This window comes from Amycolatopsis sp. NPDC031561 (genome assembly GCF_055580625.1).
In genome coordinates this window covers 496,096-515,319 of record NZ_JBVILA010000003.1, presented here as the reverse complement: position 1 = coordinate 515,319, position 19,224 = coordinate 496,096, and the positions used below count along the sequence as shown (strand labels likewise).

At 68.7% G+C, this 19,224-nt stretch carries 16 protein-coding genes; 10 read left to right on the top strand and 6 right to left on the bottom strand.

All coding sequences use genetic code 11. The features are described from left to right. Nucleotides 1-20: 20 nt before the first annotated feature. The 3 genes from ACZ5IK_RS11490 (at nt 21) to ACZ5IK_RS11480 (ending at nt 2,394) form a co-directional block, all read left to right on the top strand. The gene (locus tag ACZ5IK_RS11490; protein WP_465487628.1) at nt 21-926 is read left to right on the top strand and encodes a 2-hydroxyacid dehydrogenase; all 906 of its coding nucleotides are present in this window, start codon (nt 21-23) and stop codon (nt 924-926) included. 32 nt (nt 927-958) lie between these two features. Beyond that, nucleotides 959-1,783 carry a DUF72 domain-containing protein gene (locus ACZ5IK_RS11485; RefSeq protein ID WP_465487657.1) on the top strand — a complete coding sequence of 275 codons (825 nt, stop codon included), beginning with the start codon at nt 959-961 and terminating at the stop codon, nt 1,781-1,783. 68 nt (nt 1,784-1,851) lie between these two features. Then, nucleotides 1,852-2,394: a DoxX family protein gene (locus ACZ5IK_RS11480; protein WP_465487656.1), complete on the top strand. Its 543-nt coding sequence runs from the start codon at nt 1,852-1,854 to the stop codon at nt 2,392-2,394. Between the two features lie 82 nt (nt 2,395-2,476). Here ACZ5IK_RS11480 and ilvD read toward each other — a convergent pair whose 3' ends face one another. Together ilvD and ACZ5IK_RS11470 are read right to left on the bottom strand one after the other, a co-directional pair. Further along, nucleotides 2,477-4,321: a dihydroxy-acid dehydratase gene (ilvD, locus tag ACZ5IK_RS11475; protein ID WP_465487627.1), complete on the bottom strand. Its 1,845-nt coding sequence runs from the start codon at nt 4,319-4,321 to the stop codon at nt 2,477-2,479. 72 nt (nt 4,322-4,393) lie between these two features. Continuing rightward, on the bottom strand, nt 4,394-4,864 hold the full coding sequence (locus ACZ5IK_RS11470) for a PH domain-containing protein (protein ID WP_465487626.1): 471 nt from the start codon (nt 4,862-4,864) through the stop codon (nt 4,394-4,396). 321 nt (nt 4,865-5,185) lie between these two features. On the opposite strand from ACZ5IK_RS11470, the gene ACZ5IK_RS11465 reads away from it, so the two are divergent. The 4 genes from ACZ5IK_RS11465 (at nt 5,186) to ACZ5IK_RS11450 (ending at nt 8,949) form a co-directional block, all read left to right on the top strand. Continuing rightward, nucleotides 5,186-7,060: an acetolactate synthase large subunit gene (locus ACZ5IK_RS11465; protein WP_101609947.1), complete on the top strand. Its 1,875-nt coding sequence runs from the start codon at nt 5,186-5,188 to the stop codon at nt 7,058-7,060. Then, nucleotides 7,057-7,563, top strand: coding sequence for an acetolactate synthase small subunit (gene ilvN, locus ACZ5IK_RS11460; protein ID WP_076162709.1), 507 nt, complete (start codon nt 7,057-7,059; stop codon nt 7,561-7,563). Before ACZ5IK_RS11465 ends, ilvN begins: the two co-directional genes overlap by 4 nt. A gap of 33 nt (nt 7,564-7,596) precedes the next feature. Next, a complete protein-coding gene (gene ilvC, locus ACZ5IK_RS11455; RefSeq protein ID WP_465487625.1) occupies nt 7,597-8,610 on the top strand; it encodes a ketol-acid reductoisomerase in 1,014 nt (337 codons plus the stop codon). A gap of 75 nt (nt 8,611-8,685) precedes the next feature. Continuing rightward, the gene (locus tag ACZ5IK_RS11450; protein WP_465487624.1) at nt 8,686-8,949 is read left to right on the top strand and encodes a DUF397 domain-containing protein; all 264 of its coding nucleotides are present in this window, start codon (nt 8,686-8,688) and stop codon (nt 8,947-8,949) included. Here the strand turns inward: ACZ5IK_RS11450 and ACZ5IK_RS11445 are convergent. From ACZ5IK_RS11445 to ACZ5IK_RS11430, 4 genes are all read right to left on the bottom strand, one after another. Next, nucleotides 8,946-9,827 (bottom strand): nuclear transport factor 2 family protein, encoded by an 882-nt coding sequence (locus ACZ5IK_RS11445; RefSeq protein ID WP_465487623.1) that lies wholly within the window; start codon nt 9,825-9,827, stop codon nt 8,946-8,948. The genes ACZ5IK_RS11450 and ACZ5IK_RS11445 overlap by 4 nt on opposite strands. Nucleotides 9,828-10,325: 498 nt before the next feature. Beyond that, nucleotides 10,326-11,282: an ankyrin repeat domain-containing protein gene (locus ACZ5IK_RS11440; RefSeq protein WP_465487622.1), complete on the bottom strand. Its 957-nt coding sequence runs from the start codon at nt 11,280-11,282 to the stop codon at nt 10,326-10,328. Further along, nucleotides 11,266-12,102: a TIGR03620 family F420-dependent LLM class oxidoreductase gene (locus ACZ5IK_RS11435; RefSeq protein ID WP_465487621.1), complete on the bottom strand. Its 837-nt coding sequence runs from the start codon at nt 12,100-12,102 to the stop codon at nt 11,266-11,268. Before ACZ5IK_RS11435 ends, ACZ5IK_RS11440 begins: the two co-directional genes overlap by 17 nt. Next, entirely contained in the window at nt 12,099-13,007 is a 909-nt protein-coding gene (locus tag ACZ5IK_RS11430; RefSeq protein ID WP_465487620.1) for a TIGR03620 family F420-dependent LLM class oxidoreductase, read from the bottom strand. Before ACZ5IK_RS11430 ends, ACZ5IK_RS11435 begins: the two co-directional genes overlap by 4 nt. Nucleotides 13,008-13,102: 95 nt before the next feature. Between ACZ5IK_RS11430 and ACZ5IK_RS11425 the strand changes: the two genes are divergently transcribed. From ACZ5IK_RS11425 to ACZ5IK_RS11415, 3 genes are all read left to right on the top strand, one after another. Then, a complete protein-coding gene (locus tag ACZ5IK_RS11425; protein ID WP_465487619.1) occupies nt 13,103-13,669 on the top strand; it encodes a TetR/AcrR family transcriptional regulator in 567 nt (188 codons plus the stop codon). Nucleotides 13,670-13,771: 102 nt separating this feature from the next. Then, nucleotides 13,772-15,370, top strand: a complete 1,599-nt coding sequence (serA, locus tag ACZ5IK_RS11420) for a phosphoglycerate dehydrogenase (RefSeq protein ID WP_465487618.1) — start codon at nt 13,772-13,774, stop codon at nt 15,368-15,370. Nucleotides 15,371-15,665: 295 nt separating this feature from the next. After that, nucleotides 15,666-19,070: a S8 family serine peptidase gene (locus ACZ5IK_RS11415; protein WP_101609933.1), complete on the top strand. Its 3,405-nt coding sequence runs from the start codon at nt 15,666-15,668 to the stop codon at nt 19,068-19,070. The last annotated feature ends 154 nt before the right edge of the window (nt 19,071-19,224 follow it).

The following is a 19,224-nucleotide window of genomic DNA, read 5'->3' as shown; positions in this document are numbered from 1 at the left end:
CACTCGATACCGTGGCGATCATGACGGTAACCGTGCTCGTGCCCGACGAAGAGGGAGTGGCCGCGCTTTCGGAGATCGAGGGCGTGCGCCCGGTGGTGTACCGCCGGGGAGAGCCGGTGCCCGCCGAAGCCGCCGTGGCCGAGGTCCTCGTGACCGGCGACCAGCCCAGCGAGGAGCTGTGGCGCGAACTGCCGAACGTCAAACTCGTGCAGTTGCTGGTGGCGGGGGCCGAGGACTGGATCGGCAAGGTGCCGGACGGTGTCCTGCTCTCGACCTGCCGAGGCGCGCACGGCGGAAGCTCGGCCGAATGGGTCGTCGCGGTCCTCTTGGCGATCTACCGCGGTCTCGACGGTTTCGCCGACGGCCTGCGGCGGAAACACTGGGCCCGCCGGACCACCGACACCCTGCAGGGCAAGCGGGCCCTCGTCATCGGTGCCGGTGACCTCGGCAGGCATCTGCGACGGCGGCTGGACACGTTCGACGTGCGCTGCACGATGGTCGGCGCCACCGCTCGCGAGGGCGTGCACGGCGTCGGTGAACTCCCCGGCCTGTTGCCCGACCACGACATCACGGTCCTGATGGTGCCGCTCACCCAGCACACCCAGGGTCTGGTCGACGCGGAGTTCCTGGCCGCGATGCCGGACGGGGCGATCCTCGTCAACGTTTCGCGGGGACCGGTCGTCGTCACCGACGCGCTCGTCGCGGAACTCGCGTCGGGACGGTTGCGCGCCGCCCTCGACGTCACCGATCCCGAGCCGTTGCCCGGGGAACATCCGCTGTGGGACGTGCCGGGGCTGCTGCTGACGCCGCACGTCGCGGGCGCGGTGAGCGGGAGGCGGCAGCGCGCCTACGCGGTGGTGGCCAGGGAACTGAGCCACTATCTGAGCGGAGAGCTGCCGAACAACCTGGTCCACGGCGAATACTGAGCATCATGGCGACACTGCATGTCGGCTGTGCGATGTGGACGCACAAGGCGTGGGCCGGGCGGTTCCTGGCGCGGTCGCTGCCCGCAGGGGAGCGCCTGCGGGCCTACGCCGGCTGGTGCAACGCCGTCGAGGGCAACACCACCTTCTACGCGACCCCCGCGCGGGACACCGTCGAAACGTGGGCGCGGCAGACCGGCCCCGGCTTCCGGTTCGTGGTCAAGCTGCCCAAGGTCGTCACGCACGAACGACGACTCGCCGGGGTCGAAACCGAGATGCGGGCGTTCCTGGACGCGATCGAACCCCTCGGTGAACGGGCGGTCCTGTGGACCCAGTTGCCCGCCTCGTTCGGCCCCTCGGACGTCGACACCCTCGGCCGGTTCCTGCGCAGGCTCCCCGCCGGCCTCCGGCGTGCCGTCGAGGTGCGGCACCCCGAGTTCCACTCCGACGCCCGCTCGACGTCGCTGCTGGAACGGGCGCTCACCGACGCGGACGCCGAGTGGGTGCCGTTCGACACCACGGTCTTCTTCCGGAGCCCGCCGGTCAGCGAGGCCGAACAGGACGCCTGGGCCAAGAAACCCCGGCTGCCGCGGCGGACACGGGCGCTGACCGACCGGCCGATCGTCCGCTATCTGGGCCGGGACGCGACCGAGGAGACCGTCGAGGGATGGCGGCCGTGGACCGAGGTGGTCGCCGAGTGGCTGCGCGCGGGCCGGTCGCCGACGGTCTTCGTGCACACCCCCGACAACGACGACGCCCCCGCGCTCGCCCGTCGGTTCCACGACGAGGTGCGCGCCCTGGTGCCCGGCCTCGACCCGCTGCCCGAGCCCGAGCCGGTCGAGCCCGCGACCCTGTTCTGAACCGCTGTGTCGCCTGACGGGCTTCTTTCGCCTACCCTTCGCGCGTGAGCGATGACTACCAGACCAGCATGATCTCGGACGTGGCCGACTCCGACGGCGGCCCCGGCCCGGCGGAGACCAGGGGCGGGATCGATCTCGGTCTGCTCGTCCTGCGAGTGGTGCTCGGCGTGACCATGGGCGCGCACGGGCTCCAGCACCTCTTCGGCGCCTTCGGCGGGCCCGGGGTCGGCGGCTTCGCCAGGGTGCTCGGCAACCTCGGCTACACCAGCCAGACCACGCTGCTCTCGTGGATCACCGGGATCAGCGAGGTACTCGGCGGCGCGCTCGTGCTGGTGGGCCTGTTCACCCCGGTCGGCGCGGCCGCGCTGCTCGGGGTCTGCGCGAACATCGTGTTCGTGAAGTTCAGTGGAGGGTTCTTCCAGAAGGAAGGGCAGGGCTTCGAGTTCGAGCTCCTGCTGGGCGCCGCTTCGCTGACCGTCCTGCTCGCGGGCTCGGGGCGGATCGCGCTGGACGCCAACACGCCGTGGCGCAAGCGGCCGCTCTCGTTCGGGTTGATCGGGCTCCTGCTGGCCGCGGCGGCCTCGGTCGTGGTGATCGTGCTGTGCCGCTGACGGTCCGCTGCGGCCAGCGTGTCATGAAAGGGGCTTTCAAGACATTTTTCGTCCTGAAAGCCCCTTTCATGACACTCAAGGACTACTTGCTCGGGTCCCGCACCGCGCCGGTGTCGGCGGAGGTCGCCATCCGCGCGTAGGCCCGCAGCGCGGCGGTGACCGGCCGCTCCCGCGAGACCGGCTGCCACGGCCGCTCGCTCGCGTCCATCTTCGCGCGCCGCTCGGCCAGCACGTCCGCGTCGACGAGCAGTTCGAGGCGGCGCTCGTGGACGTCGAGCAGGATCCGGTCGCCGTTCTGGACGAGGCCGATCGCCCCGCCCGCGGCGGCTTCGGGGGAGATGTGCCCGACCGAGATGCCCGACGAGCCACCGGAGAACCGGCCGTCGGTGATCAGCGCGCACTTCTTGCCGAGGCCGGAGCCCTTGAGGAACGCCGTCGGGTGCAGCATCTCCTGCATGCCAGGGCCGCCCGCCGGGCCTTCGTAGCGGATCACCAGCACCTCACCGGGCTGGATCTCCTTCTTGAGGATGGCCGAAACCGCCTCTTCCTGGCTTTCCAGCACCCGGGCCGGGCCCTCGAAACGCCAGAGTTCCTCGTCGATGCCCGCGGACTTGATGACCGCGCCGTTCTCCGCGAGGTTGCCGCGCAGGATCGCGAGCCCGCCGTCCTTGGTGTAGGCGTGCTCGACGTCGTGGATGCAGCCGTCCGCGGCGTCGGTGTCCAAAGAGGACCAGCGGTTCTCGGTGGAGAACGCCTCCGTGGTGCGGACTCCGCCGGGCGCCGCGTGGAACAGTTCGATCGCGCGCGCCGAAGGCTCCTCCGCGCGGATGTCCCAAGTGGACAGCCAAGACTCGATGTCCGGCGAGTGCACGGAGTGGACGTCGGTGTTCAGCAGCCCGCCGCGGTACAGCTCGCCCAGGATGGCCGGAATGCCGCCGGCGCGGTGGACGTCCTCCATGTGGTAGTCCGAGTTCGGCGCGACCTTCGACAGGCACGGCACGCGTCGGCCGATGGCGTCGATGTCGTCGATGGTGAAGTCGACCTCGCCCTCCTGCGCGGCGGCGAGGATGTGCAGCACCGTGTTGGTCGAACCGCCCATCGCCATGTCGAGGGCCATCGCGTTCTCGAACGCCTTCTTCGACGCGATCGAGCGCGGGAGCGCGGACTCGTCGTCCTGCTCGTACCACCGCTTGCACAGTTCGACGACCGTGCGCCCGGCGTCCTCGAACAGCGCCTTGCGGGCGGCGTGCGTCGCGAGGGTGGAGCCGTTGCCCGGCAGCGAGAGGCCGAGCGCTTCGGTGAGGCAGTTCATCGAGTTCGCGGTGAACATGCCCGAGCACGAACCACAGGTCGGGCAGGCCGAGCGCTCCACAATGGACAGCCCGTCCTCGTCGACCTCGCTGCTGGCCGAAGCGGCGATCGCGGTGATCAGATCGGTCGGCGCCTGCGCGACACCGCCGACGACCACGGCCTTCCCGGCCTCCATCGGCCCGCCGGAGACGAAGACCACCGGGATGTTCAGCCGCATGGCGGCGTTCAGCATGCCCGGGGTGATCTTGTCGCAGTTGGAGATGCAGACCAGCGCGTCGGCCTGGTGCGCGTTCACCATGTACTCGACGGAGTCCGCGATGATCTCGCGCGAGGGCAGCGAGTAGAGCATTCCGCTGTGCCCCATGGCGATCCCGTCGTCGACGGCGATCGTGTGGAACTCGCGGGCGACACCGCCCGCCTCCTTCACCGCGCCCGCCACGATCTCGCCGAGGTCCTTGAGGTGCACGTGCCCCGGCACGAACTGGGTGTAGGAGTTCGCGATCGCGACGATCGGCTTGCCGAAGTCGCTGTCGGTCATCCCGGTGGCGCGCCAGAGCGAGCGGGCGCCCGCCGCGTTGCGGCCGTGGGTGGTGGTCCGGGAACGGAGTGGGGGCACGGCTTACTCCAAGGTTCGGGGTGGGACCAGGGCACTGCCGGGCGAACCGGCGCCAAACTGGTCCTACCAATCCTACTCCCCGGAGTCCGCGGCCTTTTCCGGCGTCGCCTCTTCGGCCTTGGCGACGTCGTCCGTGAGCCCGGAAGGATCGGCCATGTGCCCCGCGCTGACCAGCGAGATCACCGGAAGGTGGCGAGTGCGCACGGCGGGGAGGGCGACCTTGGTGTCGTCCTTCAGTACCGCCCGCACCTTCGCCTTGTCGGTGATGGCGAGGCCCTTGAGGGAGGACCACGGCAGGTCCCGATGCCCGAACAGCGTGCGGACTTCCAGTCCCTCGGCCGTCGCGGTCGTGCGGGTCCGGATGACGAACACCGCCAGCGCGATCGGGAAGACGTAGAGCCACTGGAGGTACGGCACGTCGCCGAACGCGACAGGCGTCACACAAACGACGAGGAAAGCGATCGCCAGCAGTGCCGTGTTCGGAATCTTGAAGACGGCTTTGGGAGCCTCGTTCGCCTGTTCCTGCTGCTTTTCTTCTGCCACGTCAAAGATGGTGCACCGCGGCCTTTCCGACCCCGAACGCGGGTCGTGTAGTACCCCGACGGTGTCCAGCATGCGGAATCGCCGTCCCGCAGAGTTGACACTCTTGACGGCGACCGGCTAGCTTCACTCTCGTGACAACGCAGACCGGCCTCGTACTTCCCAAGCGCGTCGACGCTTAGGGAAGTCTCCGCTGCGTCGACGCGCGACCCTCGTGCGACCACTCCGGTCGGCGGGGGTTTTTTGTTGCCTGGAACAATTTCAATGCCGAACCAGCCAATGAATACCCGAACGAGTGACTAGACAAGACGAGGCAGACAAGCGATGACTAGTGCCACCTCGCGAGCTGAAGCGAACACCGGAACATCCGGGTCCCGACCCAAGCCGGCTCCGCCGGCCGGGACCCCCGTGCGGGTCACGGGCGCGCAGTCGCTCGTCCGCTCGCTCGAGGCGGTGGGCGCGGAAGTCGTGTTCGGTATTCCCGGCGGCACCATTCTCCCGGCGTACGACCCGTTGCTCGACTCGACGAAGGTCCGCCACGTCCTGGTCCGCCACGAACAGGGCGCGGGCCACGCCGCCACCGGCTACGCGCAGGCGACCGGCAAGGTCGGGGTGTGCATGGCCACGTCGGGTCCCGGCGCGACCAACCTGGTCACCCCGCTCGCCGACGCGAACATGGACTCGGTCCCGGTGGTCGCCATCACCGGCCAGCAGTCCCGCGCGCTGATCGGCACGGACGCCTTCCAGGAAGCCGACATCTGCGGCATCACGATGCCGATCACCAAGCACAACTTCCTGGTCACCGACCCGGCGGACATCCCCCGCACCATCGCGGAGGCCTTCCACCTCGCCTCGACCGGCCGCCCCGGCCCGGTCCTGGTGGACATCCCCAAGGACGTCCTGCAGGAGATGACCTCCTTCTCCTGGCCGACGGAGCTGCGGCTGCCGGGCTACCGGCCCACGCTGCGCCCGCACGGCAAGCAGGTCCGCGAGGCCGCCCGGCTGATCAGCAAGTCGCGGCGCCCGGTCCTCTACGTCGGCGGTGGCGTGATCAAGGCCGACGCCTCGCGCCAGCTGATGGAACTGGCCGAGCTGACCGGGATCCCGGTCGTCACCACGCTGATGGCCCGCGGCGCGTTCCCCGACTCGCACCCGCAGCACCTCGGTATGCCGGGCATGCACGGCACGGTCTCCGCGGTCGCCGCGATGCAGCGGGCGGATCTGCTGATCGCGCTCGGCGCCCGTTTCGACGACCGCGTCACCGGGCAGCTGTCCTCCTTCGCGCCGGGCGCCGCCATCGTCCACGCCGACATCGACCCGGCCGAGATCTCCAAGAACCGCAAGGCGGACGTGCCCATCGTCGGCGACTGCGCGGAGATCATCACCGAGCTGATCGAGGCCGTCCGCGCCGAGACCGACAAGTCCGCGAAGCCGGATCTGCAGGACTGGTGGACGCAGGTCCGCTCCTGGCGCGACGACTACCCGGCCGGCTACGAGTGGCCCGAGGACGGGACGCTTTCCCCGCAGTACGTCATCGAGCGCATCGGCTCGCTCGTCGGCCCGGACGCGGTCTACACCGCGGGCGTCGGCCAGCACCAGATGTGGGCCGCGCAGTTCGTGAAGTACGAGAACCCGCGCACCTGGATCAACTCCGGCGGCCTCGGCACGATGGGCTTCGCCGTCCCGGCCGCGATGGGCGCCAAGTTCGGCGTCCCGGACAAGCAGGTCTGGGCCATCGACGGCGACGGCTGCTTCCAGATGACGAACCAGGAACTGGCCACCTGCGCCATCGAAGGCGCGCCGATCAAGGTCGCCGTCATCAACAACGGCAACCTGGGCATGGTCCGCCAGTGGCAGAACCTCTTCTACTCGGAGCGGTACTCCAACACCGATCTCGGTACCCACAAGCACCGCATCCCCGACTTCACCCTGCTCGCGGAGGCGCTCGGCTGCGCCGGGCTCCGCTGTGAGACCAAGGAAGACGTCGACGCCACCATCCGGCGCGCCATGGAGATCAACGACCGCCCCGTCGTGATCGATTTCGTGGTGGGGAAGGATGCCCAGGTGTGGCCCATGGTGGCCGCGGGCACCGGTAACGACGAAATCATGTCCGTGCGCGGGATCCGCCCGCTCTTCGACGACGACGAAGTCGCCGCAGAGGCGGAGATCAACGCCGCGGCAGAAGGAGACGCGCGATGAGCGTGCACACCCTGAGCGTTCTGGTGGAGAACAAACCCGGTGTCCTCGCGCGGGTTTCCGGACTGTTCTCCCGGCGTGGTTTCAACATCGAATCCCTCGCCGTCGGGCCCACGGAAAACCCCGAGGTGTCCCGGATGACGATCGTGGTCGCCGTCGAAGAGCTACCGCTCGAACAGGTGACCAAACAGCTCAACAAGCTGGTCAACGTCATCAAGATCGTGGAATTGGAAAAATCCACAGCCGTGCAGCGCGAACTGCTGCTCGTCAAGGTCCGGGCCGACGCCACCGTGCGCAGCCAGGTTCTCGAGACGGTGCAGCTCTTCCGCGCGAAAGTGGTGGATGTGTCCCCCGAGGCGCTCACCGTCGAAGCCACCGGTACCTCGGACAAGATCGGTGCCCTGCTGCGGATGCTGGAGCCCTATGGCATCCGTGAACTGGTCCAGTCCGGAATGGTCGCGGTCGGCCGTGGCGCCCGATCCATCACCGCCACCTCAGCTCGATAACTTTGTAAGTCAGGAAAGGAAGTAGTACCCCTCATGGCAGTGGAAATCTTTTACGACGACGACGCGGACCTTTCGATCATCCAGGGTCGCAAGGTCGCCGTGATCGGCTACGGCAGCCAGGGCCACGCGCACTCGCTCAGCCTGCGCGACTCCGGCGTCGACGTCCGCGTCGGTCTGCCCGAGGGCTCGAAGTCGCGGGCCAAGGCCGAGGAGCAGGGTCTCCGCGTGCTCACCCCGGCCGAGGCCAGCGCCGAAGCCGACCTGATCATGATCCTCGCGCCGGACACCAAGCAGCGCGCGATCTACGAGAAGGACATCGAGCCGCACCTCAAGGACGGCGACGCGCTGTTCTTCGGTCACGGCTTCAACATCCGCTACGACCTGATCAAGCCGCCGGCCAACGTGGACGTCGCCATGGTCGCGCCGAAGGGCCCGGGCCACCTGGTCCGCCGCCAGTTCGTCGACGGCAAGGGCGTCCCGGCGCTCATCGCGGTCGAGCAGGACGCCTCGGGCAACGCGCAGGCGCTCGCGCTGTCCTACGCGGCCGCCATCGGTGGCGCCCGCGCCGGCGTCATCAAGACGACCTTCACCGAGGAGACCGAGACCGACCTCTTCGGCGAGCAGGCCGTTCTCTGCGGTGGCGCTTCCGCCCTGGTGCAGACCGGTTTCGAGGTGCTCACCGAGGCCGGCTACGCCCCGGAGATCGCCTACTTCGAGGTGCTGCACGAGCTGAAGCTGATCGTCGACCTCATGTACGAGGGCGGCATCGCGCGTCAGCGCTACTCGATCTCCGACACCGCCGAGTACGGCGACCTGACCCGCGGCCCGCGCGTCATCTCGCCGGCGGTCAAGGAAGAGATGAAGAAGATCCTCGGTGAGATCCAGGACGGCACCTTCGCCCGTGAATGGGTCGCCGAGGACGAGGCCGGACGGCCGAACTTCACCAAGCTCGAGGAGCAGGGCAACCAGCACCCGATCGAGGAGACCGGCAAGAAGCTGCGCGACCTGATGTCGTGGGTGGACCGGCCGATCACCGAAACCGCCTAGGTTTCGCCGCGAAGGGGCCCTTCCTGGTGAAGGGCCCCTTCGTTTTGCGCGCCTGAAAGGGATACCGTGGACACCATGAGTGAGCAGCCGGTGGACGACAAAGCCCACATCCGGCCCGAGCTGGACTTGACCGAAGTGGCGTGGATCCGGGCGGAACCGGAAGGCGCGAACCTCGAAGACTGCGTCGAGTACGCGTTGGTGCCGCACGAAGACGGCGTCACCTACACCGCGATGCGCCAGTCCTCGGATCCGGACGGTCACGTCCTCGTGTTCACCCCGAGGGAATGGGACGCCTTCTTGAAAGGCGTCGCGGACGGCGAATTCGACCTTCCCGCTTAGACGAGCGCGAACAGTTCCTTCAGCCGTCCGGTGGCGGCCGCGACGGCGAGATGGTCGGCGTAGTCACGGGATTCGACGATCAGCCCGTCGCGCACGCGCAGCACGAAGATGTTGGAGACCCGGAATTCCGGGCTGCCTCCCGCCGTGCCCTGATAGTCGAACTCGCCGATCACGACCTCGGGGTCGAGGGTTTCGTGGATCACCAGATCGCGGACCTGGAACCGGACCTCGTGCCGCTCGCCGAACTTGAAGTGCTCGTGCAGGTCTTCCCTGGTCTCCAGGGTCTTCGCCCCCGGCAGGAACGGGTGCGTCACGTGGGTTTTCCCGGCGTAGAGCGCTGACAACTCGCTCCACTTGCCGTCCGCGACGCCGTGGACGAGCCGCTCGAACACCCCGCGCGGACTTTTCGGATCCGCCGTCGACACCGGACGCGGCGGAACCGGCGTGATTTCCCGCTCCGCGGTTTCGTAGCTCTTTTCGAGGTCCTCCAGACCGTCGCGTGCCGCGGTCAGGCGCAGGTAGTCGTGGTAATCGCGGGAGTGGGCGATGAGCCCGTCGCGGACCCGGAGGAGCTGGACATTGGCGATGTCGAAGGACTTCCCGGTGTCGAGTGCCTCGCCGACGTTGCGGTACTCGGCGATGATCACCTCCGGGTCGGTTGTCCCATGAATCAGGACATCGGCCCGGCTCATGCGCACGTTGATTCCTCCGCCGAAGTTCTTGCGAAGGGTTTCGCGGCCCTCGAAGCGGGTCGGCACGGGCGGGCGCTGCGGGTTCTCGACGACGGCGTCTTCCGCGTAGAGCGCGAAAAGGTCTTCCCAGCGTCCGGCGGTGATGCCTTCGGACAGCTTGTCGAAGACTTCGCGGGGTGTGGTCATTGAGGTCTCCCAGTCAGACAGAAACGGAGTCTTTAGTCCGTCTTTGACGATACGGACTACAGACTCCACTTGTCCACCTCGTGCTGCGGCGCGGGCGGCAGGGAGTCCCTAATGCGGCATTGGAGACGCTCAGCGTCTCCAATGCCGCATTAGGGACATCCGCAGCGCCGCGGGGCGACGGGCGACCGGGAGGGTGCGGGCCGTCGCTCCGAGTTCGCGTGTCTTCCAAAGAGACACGGTTCCGGCTCATGCTGTCCTGAAGGCCACCTTCGAGACGATCAACGTCTCGAAGGTGGCCTTCAGGACATTGACGTTCATAGCACTGGACCTACGCCCGAAGCGGCCCGTTTGTCGCTCGCGGATGTCATGAAAGGGGCTTTCAGGACGAAAAACGTCCTGAAAGCCCCTTTCATGACACTTGAGGGCGCACAAGCGCACGGGCGGAGCGGTCCAGGTGGTCGTGAGTGGCGATTCGGGTTAGAACCCGAATCGCCACCCTCAAGCCCCCCGCAGAACCGCCAGGATCTCCCGCTGCTCGAAGTGCTCCGCCCACCCCAAAGCCGACGACGAGTACAAAGAGTCCTCAAGGGACACGTCCGCCCCCACCGCCAGCAAGGCCCGGACCGCGTCCACGTGTCCGCCCTGCACGGCAAGGTGCAGCGCCGTGACACCTTCCCCATGGGAGAGCCCGCCGAAGGTGCCCTGCCGGTTCACCGAAGCGCCGAGTTCGGCCAAAGTCCCGATCACCGAAGCCTTCCCCTGGGCGGCGGCCCACGTCAGCGCGGTCCCGCGGTAGACGTCGGCGTCCACCCGGGCTCCCCGTTCCACCAGCGTGCGGACAGCCGAAGAGCGGTCGTTCCGCGCGGCCCACGAAAGCGCCTCATCGAGGATCTCGGCAGGATCCTCGCTAGGCCGCCATTCCGGGAAACCGCTGTGCGGCCGGTGGAACTCGCGGTGCGCGCCCGCCTCGGGGGAGAGCGTGCCGTCCGGCGCGACCAACGCGTCGAGCAAGTCCGCGTGTCCGAGACCGGCAGCGACGCGCAGGTTGCCGGGGGACAGGCTGTGCGCGGCCAGTGCCTCGGCGGCCTCGCGGTGGCCCCAGAACAGCGCGACCACCAGGGGTGTCCCGCCGTCGCCGCGGGCGGGCACGTCGATCGGGGCCCCCGCGTCGAGCAGCATCGTGACCAGCAGCGGCAGCCCGACATACCCGGCCTGGTGCAGCGCGGTCCAGCCGTGCACGTTGGCCGACGCCGGATCCGCCCCGTGGTCCAGCAGGATCCGGCACAGCCGCTCGTCACGGGTCGCGGTGGCCATGCCGAGCAGGTCGTTCCCGTTCTTCCCGTGCGCGTGGACGAGCGTGGGCAGGTCGCCGATCAGGCGCGCGAGCCCGGCGAGGTCCTGCGCGTCGATCAGTTCACGCGCGTTTTCGAAGGCGAGTTCAGCCGGTGACGTCACGCTTCCGCACGCTACCCGCGACCCCCGACAAAAGCCGCCATTCCGGCAGCGGGATCCGCTCGTCCTCGGTCAGGACCTGAAGGCAGACATGATCCGCGCCCGCGTCCAGATGTGCCTGGATCCGGGCGGACATCTCGTTTTCCCCGACGGCGACCAGCGCGTCCACGAGGCGATCCGAGCCGTAGTCCTTCTCGGTGAAGCCGAACCGCCGCAGATTCGCCTGATGGTGGGCCGCCAGCTCCAGGTACATCGACACGTGCCGCCGGGCGATCTCCCGGTCCGAGCCCAGAACCACGGCCTGTTCGACGGCCAGGTAAGCAGTAGGGCCCATGATTTCCCGGGCGCGAGCGGTGTGTTCGACGGGGACGAAGTACGGATGCGCCCCGTCGGCCCGTTCCGCGGCCAGCGAGAGCATCTTCGGTCCCAGCGCGGCCAGCAGCCGCCGGTGCGGGGAGTCCGGTGTGGACAGTTCGGCCCCGTCCATCCCGTCGAGGTACCCGCGCATCGCTTCCAGCGGTTTCGCACCCGGCCGGTGCCCGCCCAGCCCGAGAACGAACCGGCCGGGATAGGCCTCGGCGAGGGTCCTTCCGGCGGCCGCGGCGGTGGCCGGTTCCCGCTGGTCGAAGCGCGCGATCCCGGTGGCGACCGTCAGCCGGGACGTCGCCGCCAGCAGCAGCCCCGCCTGCGTGAAGGCCTCCCGTCCCAGGTACTCCCCGAACCACACCGTGTCGAAGCCGAGTTCTTCGATTTCCGAGGCCGCGTCGCGGACCGCGCCGATTTCCTTGCCGTCGAAGGAGAACGTCCAGATCCCGACGCTCATCGGGTCACCTCCGCCAGCGCCGGTGCCAGTCGTTCCAGCTGGGCCACGATGACGTCCAGGCTGTCGCCGACCGGGTTGACGAGCACGGTGTCCGCGCCGGCGTCGACGAGTTCCTTGATCCGCCGCGCGATCTTTTCCTCGTCGCCCCAGGCGGTCAGCCCGTCGACGAGCCGGTCGCTGATGCCGTCGATGTCGGCATCGGTGTAGCCCAGGCGTTTCCAGCCCTTGATGTAGTGCGGGATGTCGTACTGCTTCAGCAGTTCGATGGTCTTCGCGATGTTCGCCCGCGCCTCCTCCCGGCCGCCGAGCAGGACCGGATGCTCCGGGATGAGCAGCTTGTCCGGTCCGACGATCTCGCGGGCGTACGGCGTGTGTTCGAAGGGCTGCGCGAACGGGTGCGCGCCGTCCGTCAGCTCCCTCGCGAGTTCGAGCATCTTCGGGCCGACGGCGGCGAGAACGCGCGGAAACGGGACCGGTGAAGGGAACTCGGCCTCCGCGGCGGCCATGGCTTCGAGGTATTCACGGGTCTGTCCGAGCGGCCGGTAGTCCGCACCGGTCTTCGTCGCCTGGAAGGCGTGGCCGATGCCGACACCGAGCACGAACCGGCCGGGGAAGGCGTGCGCGAGTGCTCGCCCGCCGGCCTGGGCGGTGTACCCGGGGCGTGACCAGATGTTGGCGATCCCGGTGCCGATCACCACCCGTTCGGTGGAGGCGAGCGCGACGCCGCTGTGTGCGAACAGCTCCCGGGCCGCCGGTCCCTCACCCGCCCACACGGTGCGATAGCCCAGCTCTTCCAGCCGTCGTAGCGCCTTCAGTTCTTCTTCGGGTGACGGCCTGAGCATGCCGAGCGGCAGCCAGACGCCCACCGGTCCCAGCAGGTCGCGGGTCTCTTCGATCAGGTTCACTTCAGTCTCTCCAGCTAACATGAGGCAGCCTCCGGTTACCTGGCCGACTATACGGAGGCTGCCTCCGATTTGTCGAGACTAAGCTCGGGAGCGCGATGGACACCGAGAAGAAACCACTGCGCGCGGATGCCCGGCGCAACTACGAGCGCCTCGTCGAGGAGGCGAAGCGTGCCTTCGCCGCGCGCGGGGTCGAGGCCTCGCTGGAGGACATCGCCCGCAACGCCGGTGTCGGCATCGGGACGCTCTACCGGCACTTCCCGGCCCGCGAGGCGCTGGTCGAGACGGTGCTTCGTGAGCGGTTCGACGGCCAGGCCGTGGCGGCCCGCGAACTCCTGGGCTCGCCGGAGCCGTTGAGCGCGCTCAAGACCTGGCTCGCCGGGATGGGCAGGCAGTCGGCGAGCTACCGCGGGCTACCCGAACTGATGGTCGACGTCCTCGACGACGAGACCTCGCCGCTGTACGCCTCGTGTCACGCCATGCGGGACGCGGTATCCCAGCTGGTGGAACGGGCGAAGGCGTCGGGGGAGCTGAGGGCGGACGTCACAGCGCACGAATTGCTGGTGCTGCTGCACGCACTTTCCTGGGCCAGTGAACATCTTTCGGGTGACAAGGGCCTCGAACGGCTCCTCGAACTCGTTTTCGCCGGATTACGGGCGAGTTAACAATCCCCTGTCACCAGGTCTAAACTGCGGCGCAACCGGGCACAACGGCGTGACCGTCAAACCTAGAGTCGCAGGCACAGACCAGATAGTGGGAGCCGTATCGTGACCAAGCCGAACAAGCCCGTCGTCCTCATCGCCGAGAAGCTCGCGCCTTCCGTGTTGAGCGTGTTCTCCGACGAGGTCGAGGTCCAGCATGTGGACGGCACGGACCGTCCCGCGCTGCTCGAAGCCGTGAAGACGGCGGACGCGCTGCTCGTGCGGTCCGCGACCAAGGTCGACGCCGAGGTCCTCGCCGCCACCACCTCGCTCAAGGTGGTCGCCCGCGCCGGCGTCGGGCTGGACAACGTCGAGGTCCCCGCCGCCACCGAACGCGGTGTGCTGGTGGTCAACGCGCCGACGTCGAACATCGTCTCCGCCGCCGAGCACGCCGTCGCGCTGCTGCTCGCGGTCGCCCGCCGGGTCCCGGCCGCGGACCAGAGCCTCCAGGGCGGCGCGTGGAAGCGCAGCAGCTACTCGGGCATCGAGATCCAGGGCAAGACCGTCGGCGTGGTCGGCCTCGGCAAGATCGGCCAGCTGTTCGCGCAGCGCCTCGCCGCGTTCGACACCAAGCTCATCGCCTACGACCCCTACGTCTCGGCCGCCCGCGCCGCGCAGCTCGGCATCGAGCTGGTCACGCTGGACGAGCTGCTCGAGCGCGCCGACGCGATCTCCATCCACCTGCCGAAGACCCCGGAGACCAAGGGCCTGATCGGTGCCGAGGCGCTCAAGAAGGTCAAGCAGGGCGTCATCATCGTCAACGCCGCTCGCGGCGGCCTGATCGACGAGCAGGCGCTGGCGGACGCGGTGAGCTCCGGCCACGTCGGCGGCGCCGGGATCGACGTGTTCGTCACCGAGCCCACCACCGAGAGCCCGCTGTTCGGCCTGCCGAACGTCGTCGTCACGCCGCACCTCGGCGCGTCGACCGCCGAGGCGCAGGACCGCGCGGGCACCGATGTCGCGAAGTCCGTGCTGCTCGCGCTGCGCGGCGACTTCGTGCCGGACGCGGTGAACGTCGCGGGTGGCGGCACGGTCGGCGAGCACGTGCGGCCGTACCTCTCGCTCACCCAGAAGCTCGGCACCGTGCTGACCGCGCTCAACCCGAAGGCGCCGACCTCGGTCACCGTCGTGGTCAAGGGCGAACTGTCCACCGAGGACGTCAGCGTGCTGCCGCTCGCGGCCGAGCGCGGCGTGTTCGCCGGCGTCGTCGAGGACCAGGTCACCTTCGTGAACGCGCCGCGCGTGGCGGAGGAGCTGGGGGTCCAGGTCGACCTGGTCACCGAGACCGAGAGCCCCAAGTTCCGCAGCCTGGTCACCGTCCGCGCGGTCTACGACGACGGCGCGACCCTTTCGGTGTCCGGTTCGGTCACCGGCAAGGACGACGTCGAGAAGCTGGTCGAGGTCAACGGCCGCCACTTCGACCTGCGTGCCGAGGGCAACGTGCTGCTGCTCGAGTACCCCGACCGGCCGGGCATCATGGGCCGCGTCGGCACGCTGCTCGGCGAGGCGGGCATCAACATCGAGGCCGCGCAGATCAGCCAGACCACCGACGGCGCGGACGCGGTGATGCTGCTGCGGGTGGACCGTTCGGTGGACGCGCACCTGCTGGAGCCGATCGGCGCCACCGTCGGTGCGCACACGATCCGTGCGGTCAACTTCGGCTGACCTGGAAAGCCTGACAACGAAAGCCGCGTCTCCGGACGCGGCTTTCGTTATATGGCAACATGTTACCGGCGTTACAGGAATACTTTTCGCTAGTAGTCACAGCGTTGCGAAGAGCAAGATTCAATAACGGTGAAAAATGCCTACTGAAGTCGTGCTGGTCCCCGGATAGGTTTCTCCGGCGAGGCCGAACCATCGCGCCGTCAAGGGCACGGCGCGGCGCCGGGGCTCACCGTCGGGGGTGTGTTCGAGCGGCAGGCAGGTTCCGAGTCTAGGCCTCGAGTGAGGGCACTTACTCATGAACAGATCCCGCGTACCCCGGTGGGCCATCCGCTCGTCGGCCGCGGTCTTCGCCGCGTTGCTCGCGACGTCCGTGACCGGGGCGACCGCAGCCGCACAGGATGTCCCCCTCGCGGACGGCGTCACGCCGGCGAAGATCGACCGTAATGGATTCCAGGGGAAGGTCGAGCCGAAGCTCAAAGCCGCCCAAGGGCAGATCACCGCCTTCGTCGAGCTGGCCAAGCAGCCCGCCGTCGACGCCTTCAACGCCGAGCAGAACAAGGGTGCCGGCAAGGAGAAGGCCAAGAAGGCGGCGAAGGACGCCAAGGCCAACACCGCCGCGACGGTGAACTCCGTCGTCGGCCAGCTCAAGGCCGCCGACGCCGGGACCCAGCTGGTCACCCAGACCTCCAACGCGGTCGCCGGCGCGGTCGTCACGGCCGACGCGGCGAAGATCCGCGAGCTGGCGAAGCGGCCGGACGTCGTCTCGGTCAAGAAGGTCGTGCCGAAGACCCGCACCAACTCCAGTGCGGTCCAGCTCACCAACACGCTCGCCTCGTGGCAGCAGACCGGCCGCTACGGCGACGGCATCCGCGTCGGCGTGATCGACGACGGCATCGACTACACCCACGCCGACTTCGGCGGACCGGGTACGGCCGCGGCCTACAACGCGATCAACCGCGACCAGGCCACCCCGGCCTTCCCGACCGACAAGGTCGTCGGCGGTATCGACCTGGTCGGCGACGCCTACGACTCGGGCAGCAGCGACCCGGCCCTCAAGACCCCGAAGCCGGACCCCAACCCGCTCTCCTGCGGCCACCACGGCACGCACGTCGCGGGCACGGTCGCCGGTTTCGGTGTGGACGAAGCGGGCAAGACCTTCACCGGCGACTACAAGAAGCTGAACAAGAAGAAGATCGAAGCGATGCAGATCGGCCCGGGCACCGCGCCCAAGGCCCTGCTGTACGCGATCAAGGTCTTCGGCTGCGACGGCTCGACCAACGTCACCTCGCAGGCGCTCGACTGGTCGCTCGACCCGGACGGTGACGGCGACTTCACCGACCACCTCGACGTGGTCAACCTGTCGCTGGGCGGCGACTTCGCCACCCCGGACGACCCGGACTCGCTGTTCGTGCGCAAGATCGCCGCGAACAACGTCGTCCCGGTGTTCTCCGCGGGCAACGGCGGCGACCTCAACGACGTCGGTGGCGCGCCGGGCAACACGCCCGAAGCGCTGACCGTCGCCAGCAGCCGTGACGCCTCCGTCCTCCGTGACGCCGTCGAGGCCGTGGCCCCCGCCGGGGTCAAGGGCGCGAAGACCGGGCAGTTCAGCCAGAACTACGCGACCTACGACACGCTCGACGTCACCGCGCCGGTGGTCAAGCTGTCCGCCGCCAACGCGGCCGGGTGCAACCCGTACTCCGCCGCCGACAAGGCGGCCGCCGCGGGCAAGATCGTCTGGCTCGAATGGGACGACAACGACGCGACCCGCGCCTGCGGTTCGGGCGCCCGCTCGAACAACGCGCAGGCCGCCGGTGCCAAGGGCGCGCTGTTCTCCTCCACCCTGGAGCACTTCTCGGCCGGGATCGCGGGCAACGCCGCCACCCCGACGTTCCAGCTCACCGGCAGCGCGACCGCGTCGCTCCGCCCGGCGCTGAACGCGGGCACGCTGCAGGTCCGCATGACCGGCAAGGGCCGCGTGTCCGTGCCGACCAGTGACCAGTCCATTGTGGACACCCCGAGCTCGTTCACCTCGCGTGGCGGTCGCGGCCCGGCCAGCAAACCGGACGTCTCCGCGCCCGGTGACTCGATCTCGTCCGCGCTCAGCGGAAGCGGGGCGGGCCGCCTGGTCATCTCCGGGACGTCGATGGCCGCTCCGCACACTTCGGGTATCACCGCCCTGATCCGTCAGGCGCACCCCGACTGGTCGGTCGAGGAGGTCAAGGCCTCGGTCATCAACACCGCCGGTCACGACATCCACGACGCTTCGGGCCGCACCTACGGTCCGCAGCGCGTCGGCAGCGGCCGGATCGACGCGAAGGCCGCGCTGGACAACCAGGTCCTGGCCTACGTCGTCGACAACCCCGGCTTCGTCTCGGTCAACTTCGGCGTCGTCGAAGCGGGCGGCCCGGTCACCCTGACCAAGACGGTCAAGGTGGTCAACAAGGGCATCAAGCCGGTCGAGTACTCGGTGGGCTACGAAGCCGTGAACGCGCTCCCCGGTGTCGAGTACACAGTGGACAAGCCGACCGTGAAGCTGAGCCCGCGCGGCGTCGCGCTGGTCAAGGTCACCCTGAAGATCGCCGACCCCAAGGCGCTCCGCAAGGTCATCGACCCGACCATGGCGACCACGCAGGTCGGCCTCGCCCGGCAGTTCGTGGCGGACGCCTCCGGCCGGATCGCGTTCACCCCGAAGAGCGGCACGACCGTTCCGCTGCGGCTCTCGGTGTACTCCGCGCCGAAGCCCGTCTCGTCCATCAACACCCCGGGCGCGGTGACCTTCGGCAACGGCCAGAACCAGGCCGTGCTGAACCTGACCGGCAAGGGAGTGGACCAGGGCAACGGTTCGCAGCGGTACCGCTCGCTGATCAGCGTGCTCGAACTGCAGGCGGAATCCCCGCAGCTGCCCGAGTGCGACGGCGACGTCACCACCGACTGCACGCTGAACCAGACCGCCAAGGGTGGTGACCTGCGCTACGTCGGCGCGGCGTCCACGGCCCCGCTGGCCAAGGCGCAGGGTGAGCCGGAGAACGCGTTGCTGGCCTTCGGTCTCACCACCTGGAGCGACCTGGCCAACCTGGGAAGCAACACCTCGCCGTTCGTGGACATCGACACCACGGGCGACGGACAGCCGGACTTCGAGACCTATGTCACCAAGGTGACCGCGACCGACGTCCTGGTCGCCGTCACGGTGGCGCTGAAGCCGGGCTTCCCGCAGGTGGACATCCAGCCGGTCAACGGCCAGCTCGGCGACGTCGACACGAACGTGTACGACACCAACGTCGTCGTGCTGCCGGTGAGCATCGCCGCGCTGGGCATCGACCCGAACGCCGCGTCGCACAAGATCAGCTACACGGTCGGGACCTCCGGGTTCTACGCGGCGCCGGGTGCGGACTCTTCGACGATCGACTACGTCGGCACGCCGCTTTCGTTCGACGCCTTGGCTCCCGCGTACACGGTCCAGGGCGGCGGCGACTCCGCGCTGGGCTACGTCGCGAAGCCGGGCACGGCGCTGGTGGTCAACCGCAACACGGCCGCGCAGGACACCGTCCTCGGCCTGCTGGCGATCGATCACCACAACGCCTCGGGCAACCGGGCGAGCGTGGTGAAGATCCAGGCGAACGCCGGAAACGGCAACGCGGGCGCCGACCGGCCGGGCAACGGCGGACGGCACACCGGACGTCAGCCGATCGGTGTCGGCTGACGCGGTAGTGCGGTAACCCGCGTTCGATGAGGTGAGGGACGCCCTGGCGGCATGCTTTCCGCCAGGGCGTCCCTTCTTGTATTCACTCTTTTGGCTGTCTCGCTCTGTGGGAGATTCCGGCATAAGGGTGGTGCGGCTACGGCTACCGGGCTAC